The sequence below is a fragment of the Paenibacillus sp. FSL H3-0329 genome (assembly GCF_037963285.1).
Taxonomy (GTDB): Bacteria; Bacillota; Bacilli; order Paenibacillales; family Paenibacillaceae; genus Paenibacillus_AQ; species Paenibacillus_AQ odorifer.
The window spans coordinates 2,238,067-2,255,089 of record NZ_CP150150.1; the positions used below are offsets into that span (position 1 = coordinate 2,238,067).

The window sequence follows — 17,023 nt, forward strand, 5'->3', positions numbered from 1 at the left end:
AAAATATAAACTATACGTTCAGTATACTAAAAAAACCTAAAAAAATAAATGACTATCACCTATTTACAAAACGATACGTTCAGTATATTATTTAAACATGAATTAGTGAACTGAACGTACAGTATTTAAATTATTAAGATAATCTGAGGAGGATTCACATGCAAAAAGAACAAGCGGTGAAAGAGAACCACATTTCAAGTTGGATGATGTTTATGTTAGCAGCCGCATGCGGGCTTATCGTAGCCAATCTTTATTATGCTCAAACCCTTGTTGGACCTATCAGTGTCTCGACAGGACTTTCTTCTACAGCCGCAGGCTTGATCGTCACTTTAACTCAAATCGGTTATGTTGTAGGTTTGTTATTTATCGTGCCGCTGAGTGACATTGTTGAGAATCGGCGCCTCACGATAATCACGTTAATGGTTGCAGTGGGTGCATTGCTGGTTGCAGCTTTCGCAGCTAATGCGCCTTTGTTCCTGACAGCATCTTTGTTTATAGGAACCGGTTCAGTGGTAGCCCAAATCCTGGTACCTTATGCCACCTATTTAGCGTCTGAAGAGCAGCGTGGGCGTGTGGTTGGTAATGTTATGAGTGGACTCTTACTAGGTATTATGTTTGCCCGGCCCGTGGCAAGCTTTATCACCAGCATCTGGGGATGGCAAGCCGTTTTTATTTTTTCAGCGGTCGTCATCACGTTGTTAGCCATTCTTCTGTCGCGATTTCTTCCTGAACGTAAACCTGCACCTTCGGTAAGCTATGGTAAATTAATTGTCTCTTTAGGCACCCTTTTAAAACAAACGCCTATATTGCGCCGACGTGCCTTATATCAAGCCTGTTTATTTGGAGCTTTTAGTCTCTTTTGGACGGTGGTTCCGTTGCGGTTGGCGGATGATTTTGGAATGTCGCAGCAAGGTATCGCATGGTTTGCTTTAGTAGGTGTTGGTGGGGCTGTAGCCGCGCCGATTGCTGGAAGACTGGCAGATAAAGGTTGGAGCAAATGGTTAACCGGGCTGGCCATGATCATTGCCACCTTGTCTTTTTTACTAATTCATCTTTTCCATAGCCACTCAACTTTTGCTCTCATTCTGCTCTTTATTTCCGCGATTACATTGGATATGGCCGTATCCGGAAATCTTGTACTCGGACAGCGTGTGATTTATTCATTGGGTAGTGAAGCGAGGGGGCGTCTTAATGGGATCTTTATGGCGATTTTCTTCGTGGGCGGAGCCGTTGGATCATCTTTGGGTGGTTGGGCTTATGCCTATGGGGGATGGACCTTCGCCTCACTCATCGGAGTGATCCTGCCGCTATTGGCTTTGGTTTACTTTTTCACTGAAAAAAGATCAACTAAAGCTGTTGAATAAAGCCTTGCTTTAAGAGTGGGGGTTAGGTTTTAAACGGCAGAATAGACCGCTACCTTTGGTTAGGGCGGTCTATTTCTTTTTGAGGTAATAACGCGCTTGATAAACGTTAGTTATGCTCCGCTAACTGCACCTCAAACCCGTCCGGGTCCAGGATATAAAAGAACCGCAGGTGGGGATTGGGGGCGATTGGTCCGCGCGCTACTGGGATACCTTGGCTCTTTAAACTCTCCATCGCTTCATCAAGTGACTCCACTTCGAAACCCACAGAAACGCCACATTCCGGTTTCAAAGCCGGGTCACTTCCCTGAATAAGCTCGATCTTGGGTTGCCCCTCCAGACCTAACATGACGATCTGTTTTCCACTGCTTTCAAATCTACGCTCAATGGGTAGCCCCAGTATCCGGTTATAAAAATGAAGGGAAGCCTCCAGATCGCGGACCCGAAGCGTAATCCAATTCATACTCAATTTCATGGTTTTATAGTCTCCTCTGATGAATATTCTATATCGTATATTATACGCTATCATCTTGCCCGGAAATAGGGAGAATGGGGAATCAAGAACGTTTAATGAGGATAAAAGCCCGCAAAATCAGCTGTGCAACCAGTGGTTGACAGTATGTAAGGGTAGATAGGTAGTCAATTACAGAACGTTATAATATGATGAGCATGAGGTGATGGCGAATGGACTTTGCAAATAAATTGCAAAGCTATAGGAAACAGAGAGGAATGTCCCAGGAGAACTTGGCGGAGGTGATTGGTGTTTCGCGGCAAGCCGTGTCTAAGTGGGAATCAGGTCAATCCTATCCCGAAATGGATAAGATGATTAGTTTAAGTGAATTATTTCACGTAAGTTTGGATCATCTGGTGAAGGATGCTTCAAGCGATACCAAAGCAGAGCATGTCGCAAGCCCCGTATATGTAGATCTGAATTCCTTGTTTCATTATGAGTACAAAAGTAAGAGAACATGCTTTGGAATTCCTCTGGTTCATATCCATATCGGACGGGGGCTATACGTTGCCAAAGGGGTTATTGCCATAGGTAATATTGCGATTGGTGCTGTATCTATTGGTATTGTTGCTTTGGGCGGATTATGTTTAGGTGCGCTTGCTTTAGGACTCATCAGTTTTGCAGGTCTGGCTCTAGGGCTTTTGTTAGCCGTTGGGGGCATTGCGGCGGGTACAATGGCCGTTGGTGGAATAGCATTGGGGATATTTGCTGTTGGAGGTTTAGCTGTAGGTATGTTCTCCTTGGGTGGTCTCTCTATCGCTTCCCATATTGCAATGGGTGGATATGCAAGCGGGCATATAGCTATAGGGGATACCGTAAAAGGTGCTTATACCTTTATTACTCAAGATAATAATTTCAACGACATCAAGGGGGAGGAGGTAAGAAAGTTAATTCAGCAAGAATATCCACATCTTTGGAAGCCCATTGTGCAGGGAATTATTTCAATCTTCAAATAGCTGATTAATTTGCGGAAATTTCTTAACGGTTGTTTCATATGGATATAATTTGGGTAATAAACGATTGGCGTTTGTCATATATGGATCCGGCAAAAATACTTGTTGCTCAGCAACAAGTATTTTGATTTTGTGTTGGATATTTGTGAAAATATAAAACCTGATATTAGATTTTTTGCTGAAAACCGAAATTTTTACAGAGGAGTATTTATTTGAAAAGCATTCATAAGCGCTTATTATTCTTGCTGCTTGTGTTTATAATTCTACCGTATTTTTTATCCGTGTTGTTGATCTATCGGCAGACGAAAGAGAATGTGGAACGACATGAACTTGAGAACAGCCAAGAGCAAATTCAGCAGGCGTCAGCCGATCTAGAGCAATATTTTGATGAAATCATTAATCTTCCATATATTTTATACCGAAATCCAGACTTATTCAGGGTGTTTGAAGAAGGGTTAGAAGAAGATTTTTATTTTAAGCAGCTTGAAATTAATAAGGGTATGACTAACTTCTATCTCATGAGGAGTGAAATTCGTCAGATCCGTTTATTCATAAACGAAGGGAAAAGCTCATTTACAGTTTATAATGCCATGTTAAGTTCCCGTAAAAGGAATCCGGATTTATTACAGCAAGCTTCCATTCAGAAGCTGATGAGCTCTAATAGCAATTATCTTATTGAAGCTCCGCATCTGATTGAGAACTATAACGATACCTCCATTATGCCTCCTTCGGATAAAACGATGGTCTTGACGGTTCATCACAAAATTGTGGATGTCCTAACGCAGGAATTTCTGGGCGTCATCACTATAGATATTGATTTGGACAAGATTGCTCATATCGCTAATCATTTTCTACAGAAAAATAAAGAGAGCGTGTGGCTTTCCGATGCGGAGGATCATGTCATTTACGCCAGTGATGAAACATGGATAGGCAAAACCGTTCCTGATGAACTGCAAAGGAAAATAAGTCCGGCACAGGCAGATACTAAATCTCCAGAAGGAGATATTGTGTTTACTAGAACATTGCAGGAACCGATAAAAGAGTGGCATTTTGCTAAGGTAACCCCGAGCTCTTTTTTATTTGAAGATGTAAGGAAAACCGCCTATACAAACATCATTGTAGGTGTGGTTGTAGGTGGACTGGGCTTGATAATGATAACAATCATTTCATATGGATTTACACGGCCGATAAAATTGCTTAGTCAAAAAGTCCAGCGCATCGAGGGGAGGAATATGAATGCCCCATTCGACGATATGCGGGAGGACGAAATCGGTATTCTAGAAAGACATATCAAGGAGATGATGAATCGGATCAACCGTCACATTGACCGGGAGTATAAGCTTGAGATAGAGAACAGGAAAAATCAGCATAGGGCGCTAAAGTCGCAGATCAATCCGCACTTTTTATTTAATTCTTTACAATCCATTGCAGCTGTTGCCCTACTCTCTGAATCTCCAAAAGTATATCAACTGATTACCTCTTTATCCAAAATGATGCGGTACTCGATTCGTGTGGATCAGAAGGCGACGGTTCAAAGCGAAGTGGATTATGTACAGGCTTATTTGAATCTTCAAGCGGAACGTTTTCAGACTGATTTTAGCTATTCCATTGATATACCTAAAGATATTTTTGATATTCCGGTTCCTAGTATGATCCTGCAGCCGCTCGTTGAGAACTTTTTTAAGCACTGTTATGACGAGGGCTATGAACAAGCTTACATCCATATTTATGGTGAAATACAAGGTGAATATTTGAATCTAGTCGTAGAAAATAACGGAAACAGCGTGACGGATGATGAACTTGAGGCATTAAAAAATAATCTCTACACACCGGTTAACGAAGGCAATCCTTCTTTTGCACATATCGGGTTAAAAAACATTCATGATCGCTTGGTTCTTCATTTCGATCACACAGCGGGAATCAAACTGGATTCGATGCAGGGACAAGGGTTCACTGTACGGCTAGTAATTCCACTCTACCTAAAGGAGAAGTAACGTTTATGAAAGCTCTTATTGTAGATGATGAGTCTAATGTTAGAAAAATCATCCGTTTTTTGGGACGGTGGGAACAATACGGGATTACCGAAGTGCTGGAAGCCAGAAATGGTCTCGAGGCTAAGGCGTTGATTGAGCAGAAATCTCCAGAGATCATAATGACAGATGTCAAAATGCCCAAAAATAGCGGGATGGAGTTAATCGAGTGGTTGGCTGCTAAAGACTATCCGGGAAAAGTGATTATGATTTCAGGGTTTGACGATTATTGTTTCATGCGTAAAGCGTTTAAGCTGGGATGCTTTGATTATTTGATGAAGCCAATTGAAGAGAAAATGCTGAATGAAACTATAGAAGGGGCGTTGAGAGCCTGGGAACAAGAAGAGGGAGACCGTCGCAATATGGAGTCCGGATTTTATGAAGAGGTAAAAATGTTTCGCTTAAACAGGGAGATTACTGCTGCTTGTAACGGTGAAGCTTTTGATGCAGGCGAAATTGCCTCAGCTCTCCCACAGGCAGACGTATACGACTTCACCATGATGTATTTTTACCAATCTCACTATTCGGAGCCATACATTCAGCTTTTGACCGAAGAACTGGCTACACGGGAGTGGGGAAATGCATTTACGCTTCAAAATGATCCTAATGTCTGTGTGATTCTGTCCCTTCATGGACAGTTTTTCCCGATAGAGGAATGGATTACCCAGCATTTTGATATACCTGTTCGTTTGGTTAGCGGCCCTTCCATTCAATCGCTCGCAGAGATATCCTTATCTTTTCAATCTGCACAAAGGTCTATGGCTGAACAAAATTTTAGAGCAATCCATCGTTTGGCGGATTTAGATGATGTTAGGCGTATGAATGATATTGTCGCATTTGTTGATGAGCATTATATGGAAGAGTTAAGTTTGGACAAATTATCCACCCGTTTTTTTCTGAGCCGAGAACATATCTCGCGGAGATTTAAGCAAGAAGTAGGGATGACTCTTACTAACTACGTCATTCATTTACGAATAAATCAAGCGAAACAGTGGTTACTGGAATCGGATGAAAAGATGTACTCGATTGCCTTAAAGCTAGGGTATCAAGATGAGATTTATTTCTCTAAGCTGTTCAAAAAAAACGTCGGTATGACGCCTGCTGAATATCGTAATTCACAGGGAGCAAGAGAAATAGACGCGGAAGTCAGGATAGCCAATACATAAGTTCATTGTTGAATGCATCTGGGGGAATTATGAAAATAAAAAGGGTTCAAATGATTATCGTGGGGTTGATTACGCTAACGCTTTCTTCATGTGGTGCGCATACACGTCCACTGAAGGAAGCGGATTTGAAGGTAGCGGATAAGACAGTCACTTTGGAGGTACTGAATCCTAAAGTGGAAATTTCTATAGAATTCGAGCAGATGGTTAAGGAATATGAAAAGGAAAACCCGAATATTAACGTAGAAATTCTAACCTTTGGCGGAGGAGCTAACTACCTTGATGAGCTAAAGGCGAGGTTTGCGGCCAATGTTGGTCCGGATATTTTTCCAAATGGCGGTTATGAAGAAGCGAGGGCATGGAGTAGATATCTTGAAGATTTATCGGATCAACCCTGGGTGGAACAGGCTTATGACGAGGCGCTAGAACCGATGAAGATGGACGGGAAAATATACGGGATGCCGATCAATTTTGAAGGCTACGGTTTTATTTATAATAAGGATTTATTCGCAAAGGCTGGGGTTACTCCTCTCCCGACAACGTTTACGGAATTAAAAGAGGCGGCGAAAAAGCTGAAGGCTATAGGTGTGACTCCTTTTTCTGTTGGGTATTCAGATCATTGGTTTTTTGTACTCCTGTTGAATATTGCTATTGCCCAACAGGAGGAGCCGGATGCTTTTATTCAAGGGTTAAACAACGGAACACAATCTTTTCGAGAGAATAAGGAAGTTAAAGATGTCATTCGGATGCTGGATTTGACCGTACAATATGGTAACGAAAATTTTTTGACAACAGATTATAATTCGGAAGTTGAGTTATTTGCAACAGGGAGAACGGCGATTCTTAAACAAGGGAATTGGGTTCAGTCTAAAATTGATCAAATATCGCCGAATATGAATATCGGTTTTTTACCCATGCCTATTAATGATGGTGCCGAAAACAATGCGTTGCCAGTAGGGATATCTAATAATTGGGCTGTTAATAAAGAATCTTCGCCAGAAAAGAAAAAGGAAGCCAAAAAGTTTTTGAACTGGATGGTTTCCTCGGAAACAGGGAAAAAGTTCATGAAGGATCGCTTTCATTTTATTTCAGCTTTTAAAAATATAGAGACGGACCGTTCGGGAGCGCTAGTAAAAGATCTTATGCGATACGTCGATGAACAGAAAACTTTATCTTGGAATTGGTTCAAATTCCCTTCCAGAGCAAGAGAGGAGTTTGGCTATCTTATGCAAGCATATGTAGGAGAGCAAATCAATCGGGATCAATTGCTTCAGGAGCTTCAAAAATCGTGGGATACCTATGTGAAGCAATAAAACCAAATCAATATAGCCCTGTAAATGCATCAATTCACGACATACTCATAACGTCTACTCTTCATTAGAATTTAAAAGGGGAACAGCACAAAGGAAGATCGAAACCCAAATTTAAAGTATAAGAGGAGTTAGATGATGAATTTCAAGAAAATGATTAAACAAACAACAATCCTAACCTTTACAGCTGCTTTAATGTTAGGTGGAGCTACTCAAACCTTTGCGAAAGGAAATAACAAGCCGAACAAGCCGGAGTACAATGACTACGGTTTCTCTCATATCACTCGCGCTGACATGTTGAAATTACCCAAACAACAAAATAGTAATCAATTCCAAGTCCCAAAATTTGATGCTTCAACGATTAAGAACATTCCTGCAGCCGTTAAGTTCGATGAGAATGGAAACAAAATTGAAATGGATGTTTGGGATACTTGGCCGCTGCAAAATGCAGATGGAACTGTAGCAAGTTATAAGGGGTATCAAATTGTTTTTGGTCTGGCGGGCGACCCTAATAATGGATCAGACACATTTATTTATTTGTTCTATAAGAAAGAAGGAGACAACTCTATCAGCAGCTGGAAGAATGCCGGCCGGGTGTTTAAGGATAGTGACAAACTTGTACCTGATGATTATGTTTTAAACAATCAAGCCGAAGAATGGTCCGGTTCAGCAACCATGACATCTGATGGCAAAGTTCGCTTGTTCTACACCAATCGTCATCCTTGGGATCCAGATCGCGGATTTTACGGGAAACAAACTTTAACTACAGCTCAAATTAATGTCTCTGCCCCGGATGGGGATACCCTTAAGATTGATGGCGTAGAAGATATGAAATCCATCTATGACGGTAATCAAGGTGAAATTTATCAAAGTCTTGATATCACCGGTTTCAGCAAAGGCGATTACGACGATAATCATACCTTAAGAGATCCTCACTATGTGGAGGATAAAGGCCACAAGTATCTTGTGTTTGAAGCAAATACAGGGACAACTACGGGTTACCAGGGTGAAGAATCTCTCTTTAACAAAGCTTATTATGGTAATAGCAATGCCTTCTTCCAAGCGGAGAAAAAGAAATTACTAAGCAGTGCTGACAAAACATCTGCGGAAACCGCGAATGGTGCGCTCGGTATCATTGAATTAAATAATGATTATACATTCAAAAAAGAAATGAAGCCGCTACTTGCCTCCAATACCGTGACAGATGAAATTGAACGTGCGAACATATTTAAATTGAATGGCAAGTGGTATCTGTTCACAAGCTCAAGAGGTTCTAAAATGTTCATTGATGGCATTGATGATGAAGACATCTACATGCTCGGGTACGTATCTAATTCTTTAAACGGACCGTATAAACCATTAAATGGTACAGGACTTGTCCTCCATCAAGATCTTAATCCTTATGATATTACCTGGACTTATGCTCACTTTGCGATTCCGCAAGTGAAAGGGAATAATGTAGTCATCACAAGTTACATGACGAATAGAGGGTACTTTGGGGATCATCATTCCACTTTTGCTCCAAGCTTTGTGCTGAATATTAAAGGCTCCAAGACTTCAGTTGTACCGAACAGCATTTTGGAACAAGGGCAATTGACACTTAAAGGTAACAAACCGTATTAATTATTTACAAAGTAAATGCCAATGTAGTTGGCGTTTACTTTTCTTTTTATAAGCTAAGATTAGCAATGTGAAAAAAGCGAGGTATATTTTGAATAAGAAAAAAATGATAGGAATCACTATATTAATCCTTTGTTTAATTTGTATTGTGACAATAGTATTAGTAACTTATGGCGCTGGAGAGAAGAATAAGCCGGGGACCGACGTTCCTGATCATAAACCTACCACTCGGGCTAGCTATCATTTCACTGTACCTGAGCATTGGAAAAACGATCCGCAAAAACCCATTTATTTTGATGGTAAATATCATTACTATTATCTCTATAATGCTGATTACCCGGATGGAAATGGTACAGAATGGAGACATGCCACATCAACGGATTTGGTGAGCTGGACAGATGAAGGCGTTGCGATTCCAAAATATACAACACCCAATGGTGATCCCTGGTCAGGATCTGTTGTTGTTGACGATAGCAATACAGCAGGTTTTGGCGAAGGGGCAATTGTGGCGATTTTAACACAGCCCTCTGCAGAGGCGGGGAAGCAAGAACAATATTTATGGTTCAGTACGGATCGTGGGCTGACGTTTAAATCTTATAGTGATGATCCTATTTTGCCAAATCCGGGCACAGAAGATTTCAGAGATCCGAAGATAATATGGGATCAACATTCTCATAAATGGGTGATGACACTAGCCGAAGGTACGAAAGTAGGCTTTTACGAGTCTGACAATTTAAAGGATTGGCACTACACAAGCGGCTTCGAAACAGAAAATATCGGAATTGTGGAGTGTCCTGACTTCTATATGATGCGGGCGAATGATGGCACTTATAAATGGGTTCTTGGGGTCAGTGCAAATGGTAAGTCGATAGGTAAACCCAACACGTATGCCTACTGGACTGGAGATTTTAATGGGAATGAATTTATCACGGATTATCATGAACCACAGTGGCTAGATTATGGATTTGATTGGTATGGCGCTGTAACGTTTGAAGAGGGAAAGGATAAGGATCAATACAATCATCGATATGCTTTGGCCTGGATGAATAATTGGGATTACCCTCATGTTACCCCCAATCTTAACGAAGGTTTTAACGGAATGGATTCAATCGTGCGTCAAATAAAATTAACACGAGATGAAGAGCAATCGTATCAGTTAGTATCACAGCCCATCGAAGCATTAGATCAAATGGTAACTTCAACGGATTCCTTGCAAAAAATAAAAGTGAACGGCTCGTCAACACTTGATATCACAGGTGAAAATTACCAGCTCGATGCAGATCTATCTTGGTCAGAGATTACCAATGTAGGCTTAAGACTTCGTGAATCCGCAGATAAGACGCGCCATGTGGATGTAGGAGTGTTTGTTGAAGGACAATATTCTTATGTTAACAGAGCCTTTACTGGACAACCTGATAAGAGTGACAGATATCTTGAAAGCAAGGCCCCCTTTGATGTGAACAAGAAAAAAGTGCATCTGAAGATCCTTGTGGATAGAACAAGTATTGAAGTTTTTATAGATGATGGTGAAATTGTATTTTCTAATGAAATTTTCCCGGAAATAAATGATCAAGGCATTACCTTGTTTTCTGAAGGTGGCACCGCGATTTTTAATAATGTTGTAATTAAGCATTTTGGCAAAGATTAGAATGATTAGTCAGAATTTTTCTAATTCTTGCGCAATAAGAGGGCACTCCAACCTAATTTGGGTGATGCTATAGATGTTAATGCTTTTGGTGATCTATTTTTGCATTGACATACCAAGCTGTTAACACTATGATATGAATGAAAAAATAATTATTCATTCACGGAGAGGCGAAAAGTGGAAGACAAAAAAACAAAGATATACGAATGCGCGAAAGAGCTATTTAGCAATAAAGGCTTTAAAGATACTAATGTTTCTGGCATTACTAAAATGGCTGGAATAGCTGTAGGAAGTTTTTACAACTATTATCCCTCTAAGGAAAAGCTTTTTATGGATATTTTTTTAGAGGAAAATGAAAAGCTCAAAAAAAGCTGTATGCAATCGCTCGATATGAGCCAAAGCCCACTGGCAGTAATACGGCAGATGATGGCGCTTAATTTGGAAGGTATGATAGCCAACCCCATTCTTAAGGAATGGTATAACAAAAGTGTTTTCGCAAAAATCGAACAGTTGTACCGGGAAGAAACCAACATTCAGGTAAACGACTTCTTGTATGATAGCTTCCATGAAATCATTAAGCAGTGGCAAGCCGATGGTAAAATGCGCAGCGATATGGATAGTAAAATGATTATGATGATTTTCGCCGCTATGATTAATGTGGAAACCCACAAGGAAGAAATCGGGCTGGAGCACTTTCCACAACTTCTGGACAATATGCTGGAACTAATCATGAAGGGTTTGACAGACTGCCCCTAATACACTTATGGTGCAGTTTTTTTTTCTTGTAAAATGAATGAATAATTAAATATTCATTCGAAATTGAAATCCAAAGGAAGGAGGCAAGCAGGTGAGTAAGAGAAGAGGAAAAAAGCGAAAATTTAATAAATGGATTATTGTTCTCAGCATTCTATGCGTGATTACAGTCATAGGTTGGATAGGTGGTATTCTCTTGACTGCTCCGGGAAGGCATGAGGTTCAGCAGCTTACTATCAACGTCATAGATATACAGAATCTGCGGGAGGGTACCTATGTGGGGGAATACATTGGCATCAAAGATCATTCCAGAGATACCAAGGTGAGGGCAATAATATCTGCTGAACGGCTGACAGATATCAAAATACTCAAAGGTGCCTTGGACAAAACAGGGAACCCTGCTGAACTGAAGGATGGTCTAGGCATTGGTGATTTGTTTAGTCATGTGATTGAATCGCAGTCTCTTCAGGTGGATGTTATCAGCGGTGCAACGCTTACCTCTAAAACACATCTTAAGGCACTCGAAAATGCCCTACAGCAGGCGGAGACGAAATAATTCATTTTAAGGAGAATTTATATGAACATTGCAGTCATTTCGTATTCATTCACAGGTAATAATGAAGCATTAGCAAGGAGTGTGGCGAATGCGTTGTCGGCTGAACATATCCGAATCTCGGAAGCCAAACCCCGAACACTCGGTAGGATTACCTTCGATATGATTTTTGACAGGATACCGTTGGTTCAACCGAAGCCTGAGCAAATAGGAAAATATGATATTATCCTATTTTTTGGACCGGTTTGGATGGGGAAAGTGGCCACACCGCTCCGTGCCTATTTAAAGGATTTGAAGAAAAATCCGCAAAAGTATGGTTACCTTTCAATCAGTGGCGGAGCTGACGGTCCAAATCCGAAGGTGCCAGGGGAGCTCAGAAAAAGAACTGGAGCAGATCCTGTTGTATTCATCGAGCAGCATATCGCAGATCTGATATCAGCAGATCACAAGCCTGCACGTAAAGATACCTCAGCTTATAAGTTAAATGAGGGCGATATTAATCAATTAACTGGAAAAATAGTGAGGAAAGTAAGGGATATGATCTAGCTTTTAAGCTCCAGCGAGACGAACAGAGAAACGGCAAAGCTGCCGTTTTTTTTGTTTTCTCTGCAATCTGGTAGAAATTGTTCTATTATAAAGTGTTCGTTCAATTCGCTAGATGGTATGATAGGTATGGGAGGGAATTATAAAATGAACAATGAGACGACTAATGAAAATGAAATAACAAATGAGAATGAGGAAGTAAATGATAATACAGAAATGTCTGAAGAGGATATGGCACAGCTGCTAAAGGCTGTTCACCATAACGGCCTTGTAGCATTGAGAGTACACTTTAAAGATGTTGAAGGACAAGTATTGAACATGGAAGCCTACGGCCCTGTGTTTGTTTTTCACGTGAAAACTGAATTAGATCAGGTGTATTCCTGCGGATTTTTTCTGCGCGAGTTAATTGCAAGATTCCAGTCGGGTAAGGATCCGGCAGCATGGATGGCCTCATTCTTCGTTGAGCTGATGAAGATTGAGGGAGGCAAAACACTTCCAAAACCACCAGCAAGTGAAGAAGAAGCAAAAGGGATCATTGACAATGTGTTAGTTCCGCTTTGTATTGAGGAAATTACCCAAGAATTTGCTCCTGAAAAAGTGCATGTCGGGCTAGCTTGGAACGAGAAATTGGGACCAGTCTTCGAGGCTGGATTTCCAGCGATCACCGATGGGAATAACGTATGTGCATTCCCGCTTCATCTGTTGCTGACCCATTTGCAATTGAACCGGGATCCATCTGAGCTGCTTGTTCAGGGTATGTATAACATCCGCAGAGAACATGGATTGGAGTAAAACAGGCTCTGAGCCCTGACCATCCATAACCCAAAGAAACGGCAGAAATGCCGTTTCTTTTTCTTTTGACATTCAAAGAGTAGATCCTTGCTTGATGAATTCATTCATATCTACTTTGAGCTGATAGCTTTAAGCTGATAACCTGCTGCTTGAAGGTTTCGTTCACATTATCTTCGGACTGTATAGCGCTTATCTTTGCTTTTTAGCTCCATTTACCGAACTCGCGGACCGTATAGCCCTTATTGTCTGTTTATTGCCTATAAAAGTAGGAGGATTAGCCAAATAGTTGCATCTCAGTCCGTTAACAGAAGAATTCTCTTGAAAATGAACCAATAACGTCTCCTCGGTCCGATAGGCCTTGGTGTTGCTGGATTATATAAAGAAACTGTAAATACTTTTCAGATATTTTAGGATAAAATTTCATTTACTGAATACGTTTGCGGACCAAGCTATATGTACAGCACCACTATACTTTTTCAGAAAAATAACAGAAGGCGTGGTAACAAGATGAAATATCTAGTTTCAATACTACTAATTGCTGCAGTGATAGCATCTGGTTGTACCAATACCACTCCAATCCCTCATCCAACTTCTAATCAGGAAACTTCTCCTTCTCCTAATCCTAATCCAAATACAAATTTGAATGCTGATACTGATTCTTCAGATAACCGCAGAGAAGATACTGTGTTCCTCAACAAAAATATAGGTTGGAAAGTAGTCTATCATTTTCAAGGGATGTCACGCGAAGATATGGAGCTTTATGCAACTAGTGATGGGGGAGAGACTTGGAAGGAGATGGGGGATAGCTTACAAGCAGGAAGTACTCTTCCTAGCGGGGTGAAATCGGGACTTACTTTTGTTAATGAAAAAGAAGGCTGGATTACAACGAATGCTCCATGGGAGGGAAAGGTTGGTTTATATAAAACAATGGATGGTGGAGTTACCTGGAGTGAACAGACAGTCACAGTGCCGGGTGAGTTAGTAAACTCGCAAATCTATGCTTATCCTCCCCTCTTTCTTACGAAGGATCAAGGAATCTTAATTACTCGGCCCGTTGAAAAAGAATATACATTGTTATTTATAACGATAGACGGAGGACAACATTGGAAATCATTCCTTGACGATCATATGGATCAGTATGTTGGTATAGCATGGACGCTCTCTGAGAGTATGGCGACGGTGAAATACGCAGAGAAAACCTGGACATTAAGCATGCAGAACTATGGAAAATGGTCCCTTTAATCGAAATGTTGGCATATTGCGTTTAGAAAAGACGTACACATCAAATGAAGCGAGGCGTTAACCTGACTCCGGCTGTTATAGCTGTTTATGGGATAACGTTTTGTTTTATCCAATATTCGAAACCGGTTTCAAATGTGCGAGCGCGCCGCGCAATGAAATCAGTAGGAGGAAAAGACGATGTTACGAAAAGGAAAAATGTTAAGTCTATTTCTGCTGTTCACCCTCTTAATTGCTTGGGTACCTACAGGGAGTTCAAGCGCGGCATCAAGCTGGAATCTGGCATGGAGCGATGAATTTGATGGGAATTCTCTGAACACTAATAATTGGTCGGCGGAAATAGGTACGGGTAGCGGAGGTTGGGGAAACAATGAGCTTCAGTATTATACCAGTCGCCCGCAGAACCTGCAGGTAACAGGTGGGAATTTAGTGATTACTGCACAAAAGGAGTCGTACGGGGGGATGAATTATACCTCTGCACGGATCAAAACACAGGGACTCAAAAGCTTCACCTACGGAAAAATCGAAGCTAGAATCAAATTGCCTTCAGGACAGGGACTCTGGCCAGCATTTTGGATGCTTGGGGCGAATATTGATTCAGTGGGTTGGCCGAAATCTGGGGAAACGGACATTATGGAGCGTGTAAACAATAATGCTTTTGTTAATGGGACGGTACATTGGGATGCCAATGGGCATGCCGAGTACGGTCAGGTGTCTGGTAACCTCGATTTCTCACAGTACCATGTGTACAGCGTGGAATGGGATGCGAATTATATAAGATGGTTTGTAGACGGCAACCCATTTAATGCTTTTTATATTGAGAACGGAACCGGAAATACGGAGGAGTTCCAGAAACCTTTCTTCATCCTGCTAAACCTTGCCGTGGGTGGAAATTGGCCGGGAAGTCCAAATGCTTCAACTGCTTTCCCAGCTCAAATGCTGGTTGATTACGTACGTGTGTATCAGGCTGCGCCTACCTCAAGCATTGTTAGTGGTGGGATTTACACTTTAGCTGACAAGGCTAGTGGTAAGGTTCTGGACGTAGTGGATGTATCCACAGCAAGCGGGGCGAAAATGCAGCAATGGACCAATTACACTGCCAATAATCAGAAATTTAAAGTGGAGAGTACAGGCGACGGTTATTACAAGCTTACGGCAGTGCATAGTGGAAAAGTGTTGGATGTGCCAAACTCATCAACCGCGAGCGGTGTACAGCTGCAGCAGTGGGATGACAATGGTACCAACGCTCAGCGATGGAGAATTATTGATGTCGGAGGGGGCTATTATAAGCTTATTTCAAAAGTGAGCGGATTAGCCATGGATGTATCCGGAGCATCAACAGCCGATGGCGCAGCTGTCCAGCAGTGGACAGATAACGGGAGTGATGCTCAGAAATGGTTTTTTACGAAAGTGAACTAAAGAATGCCGCCCCATATCAAATGGGGCTTTTTCTAATCGGTCTAATCGGTCTAATTTGTTTTAAATCGGATAAAAAAATAGGGGTTAAGTTCAACTGAACAATTTTTATTTTCTGCTTGTTTCTTTTTCGGGTGAGGTGTGGTTTTAAAGGGCTGCTTTTCCGTTTTCTTCGTCTGATTTTGGCTCTGGTGATTCTCCAAGGGGTTAGCTTTAGGAATTGCTGATATAGGGATGAACCCGCGGAATCTTTATTCCAGCATTTATCATCTCCGGCAAAATGGATGATTTTGTTAGTGAAATCATGGTCCGGAATGTTTGTGTTGAACGAATTAAAACGGATATCAAGGGGGAGGTAATTCCCACCAAAAACCGCATTCAGAACATCCTGATCTGGCATGGTGACATCAGGAAAGGTACGTAGAAAGGTTAGCATTTCTTCGTACCAGTTGGTATTCTGGCGGATATTATGCAAAGAAAATAAAATCACTCCGGAATTAAAATAAAGCTCAGGATTTAATCCCTTAGCGCTCACAATATGAGCAACCTCTCTAATCCCTTGGTCCCAAATTGCGGCCAAATACTTGTCATCCAGTTCAACCTGCCATATTTCAGTTATGTCCATATTCACTAATACATCGCAGTCCAGATAGATGATTTTGTCCACGGGTATTAGTGCAGGAAGAAGCAATCGATACATACATGCCTGCGTCCATACATTAATGGAGTTAACATTGGCTAACACCTGAGTTAGATCATCGGGCATAGTGATTGAATAAAAGCTAAGGGTATGATTATGTTTTGTAGTTAATGCGCTAAGCCTGCGCTTATTAGTTTCACTTAAAGAAACATCATGTAAAATATGAATATGAATTGGGGAACTCGTATGATGAAAAATTGACGCTAGAACGACTCCGGCATGTTCAGCATATTTCCCATCCTTATCTTGAAAAGCCAAGGCGATATCGATCATTTGATTTATCCTCTCTTCACGTTTGTGTACGAATGTACCACAGTATACGTTCGCCTTGATCAGAGGACAGAGACATTAAACCCAGAATATTCACCCAATTTGATGTGAACACCAAAAAACCAAGTGCTGAATCTCAGCAACTTGGTCGGCTAAGGACTTCA

The 17,023-nt window shown here is 41.2% G+C and carries 15 protein-coding genes; 13 read left to right on the forward strand and 2 right to left on the reverse strand.

Going from position 1 to position 17,023, the window contains the following annotated elements:
• Nucleotides 1-158: 158 nt before the first annotated feature.
• Nucleotides 159-1,364: an MFS transporter gene (locus tag NSQ66_RS09610; protein WP_076098505.1), complete on the forward strand. Its 1,206-nt coding sequence runs from the start codon at nt 159-161 to the stop codon at nt 1,362-1,364.
• A 106-nt stretch (nt 1,365-1,470) separates the two neighbouring features.
• Here NSQ66_RS09610 and NSQ66_RS09615 read toward each other — a convergent pair whose 3' ends face one another.
• On the reverse strand, nt 1,471-1,836 hold the full coding sequence (locus NSQ66_RS09615) for a VOC family protein (RefSeq protein WP_051491055.1): 366 nt from the start codon (nt 1,834-1,836) through the stop codon (nt 1,471-1,473).
• A 209-nt stretch (nt 1,837-2,045) separates the two neighbouring features.
• Here NSQ66_RS09615 and NSQ66_RS09620 point away from each other — a divergent pair, with 209 nt between their 5' ends.
• The 12 genes from NSQ66_RS09620 (at nt 2,046) to NSQ66_RS09675 (ending at nt 15,892) form a co-directional block, all read left to right on the forward strand.
• On the forward strand, nt 2,046-2,828 hold the full coding sequence (locus NSQ66_RS09620) for a helix-turn-helix transcriptional regulator (protein ID WP_038569704.1): 783 nt from the start codon (nt 2,046-2,048) through the stop codon (nt 2,826-2,828).
• A 209-nt stretch (nt 2,829-3,037) separates the two neighbouring features.
• Nucleotides 3,038-4,819: a sensor histidine kinase gene (locus tag NSQ66_RS09625; RefSeq protein WP_076107542.1), complete on the forward strand. Its 1,782-nt coding sequence runs from the start codon at nt 3,038-3,040 to the stop codon at nt 4,817-4,819.
• A gap of 5 nt (nt 4,820-4,824) precedes the next feature.
• Nucleotides 4,825-6,021, forward strand: coding sequence for a helix-turn-helix domain-containing protein (locus NSQ66_RS09630; protein WP_076098502.1), 1,197 nt, complete (start codon nt 4,825-4,827; stop codon nt 6,019-6,021).
• 29 nt (nt 6,022-6,050) lie between these two features.
• Entirely contained in the window at nt 6,051-7,331 is a 1,281-nt protein-coding gene (locus NSQ66_RS09635) for an ABC transporter substrate-binding protein (protein WP_076213858.1), read from the forward strand.
• Between the two features lie 135 nt (nt 7,332-7,466).
• On the forward strand, nt 7,467-8,951 hold the full coding sequence (locus NSQ66_RS09640) for a glycoside hydrolase family 68 protein (protein WP_036679414.1): 1,485 nt from the start codon (nt 7,467-7,469) through the stop codon (nt 8,949-8,951).
• Between the two features lie 103 nt (nt 8,952-9,054).
• On the forward strand, nt 9,055-10,596 hold the full coding sequence (locus NSQ66_RS09645; RefSeq protein WP_038574312.1) for a glycoside hydrolase family 32 protein: 1,542 nt from the start codon (nt 9,055-9,057) through the stop codon (nt 10,594-10,596).
• A gap of 174 nt (nt 10,597-10,770) precedes the next feature.
• Nucleotides 10,771-11,349 (forward strand): TetR/AcrR family transcriptional regulator, encoded by a 579-nt coding sequence (locus NSQ66_RS09650; RefSeq protein WP_038569710.1) that lies wholly within the window; start codon nt 10,771-10,773, stop codon nt 11,347-11,349.
• Nucleotides 11,350-11,440: 91 nt separating this feature from the next.
• Complete coding sequence (locus tag NSQ66_RS09655) at nt 11,441-11,902, forward strand: FMN-binding protein (protein ID WP_076098500.1); 462 nt, start codon at nt 11,441-11,443, stop codon at nt 11,900-11,902.
• A 21-nt stretch (nt 11,903-11,923) separates the two neighbouring features.
• Nucleotides 11,924-12,445 carry a hypothetical protein gene (locus tag NSQ66_RS09660; RefSeq protein ID WP_076213856.1) on the forward strand — a complete coding sequence of 174 codons (522 nt, stop codon included), beginning with the start codon at nt 11,924-11,926 and terminating at the stop codon, nt 12,443-12,445.
• Nucleotides 12,446-12,589: 144 nt separating this feature from the next.
• Nucleotides 12,590-13,234, forward strand: a complete 645-nt coding sequence (locus NSQ66_RS09665; RefSeq protein WP_036679224.1) for a hypothetical protein — start codon at nt 12,590-12,592, stop codon at nt 13,232-13,234.
• A 507-nt stretch (nt 13,235-13,741) separates the two neighbouring features.
• Entirely contained in the window at nt 13,742-14,476 is a 735-nt protein-coding gene (locus tag NSQ66_RS09670) for a hypothetical protein (protein ID WP_339279668.1), read from the forward strand.
• Nucleotides 14,477-14,653: 177 nt separating this feature from the next.
• A complete protein-coding gene (locus NSQ66_RS09675) occupies nt 14,654-15,892 on the forward strand; it encodes an RICIN domain-containing protein (protein ID WP_076140886.1) in 1,239 nt (412 codons plus the stop codon).
• 16 nt (nt 15,893-15,908) lie between these two features.
• Here NSQ66_RS09675 and NSQ66_RS09680 read toward each other — a convergent pair whose 3' ends face one another.
• On the reverse strand, nt 15,909-16,862 hold the full coding sequence (locus tag NSQ66_RS09680; RefSeq protein ID WP_051491058.1) for a glycosyltransferase family 8 protein: 954 nt from the start codon (nt 16,860-16,862) through the stop codon (nt 15,909-15,911).
• Between the last annotated feature and the right edge of the window lie 161 nt (nt 16,863-17,023).

Coding starts and splice junctions, on each gene's coding strand:
- NSQ66_RS09610 (WP_076098505.1), top strand. CDS start 159: ATGCAAAAAGAACAAGCGGTGAAAGAGAACCACATTTCAAGTTGGATG.
- NSQ66_RS09615 (WP_051491055.1), bottom strand. CDS start 1,836: ATGAAATTGAGTATGAATTGGATTACGCTTCGGGTCCGCGATCTGGAG.
- NSQ66_RS09620 (WP_038569704.1), top strand. CDS start 2,046: ATGGACTTTGCAAATAAATTGCAAAGCTATAGGAAACAGAGAGGAATG.
- NSQ66_RS09630 (WP_076098502.1), top strand. CDS start 4,825: ATGAAAGCTCTTATTGTAGATGATGAGTCTAATGTTAGAAAAATCATC.
- NSQ66_RS09635 (WP_076213858.1), top strand. CDS start 6,051: ATGAAAATAAAAAGGGTTCAAATGATTATCGTGGGGTTGATTACGCTA.
- NSQ66_RS09640 (WP_036679414.1), top strand. CDS start 7,467: ATGAATTTCAAGAAAATGATTAAACAAACAACAATCCTAACCTTTACA.
- NSQ66_RS09645 (WP_038574312.1), top strand. CDS start 9,055: ATGATAGGAATCACTATATTAATCCTTTGTTTAATTTGTATTGTGACA.
- NSQ66_RS09660 (WP_076213856.1), top strand. CDS start 11,924: ATGAACATTGCAGTCATTTCGTATTCATTCACAGGTAATAATGAAGCA.
- NSQ66_RS09665 (WP_036679224.1), top strand. CDS start 12,590: ATGAACAATGAGACGACTAATGAAAATGAAATAACAAATGAGAATGAG.
- NSQ66_RS09670 (WP_339279668.1), top strand. CDS start 13,742: ATGAAATATCTAGTTTCAATACTACTAATTGCTGCAGTGATAGCATCT.
- NSQ66_RS09675 (WP_076140886.1), top strand. CDS start 14,654: ATGTTACGAAAAGGAAAAATGTTAAGTCTATTTCTGCTGTTCACCCTC.
- NSQ66_RS09680 (WP_051491058.1), bottom strand. CDS start 16,862: ATGATCGATATCGCCTTGGCTTTTCAAGATAAGGATGGGAAATATGCT.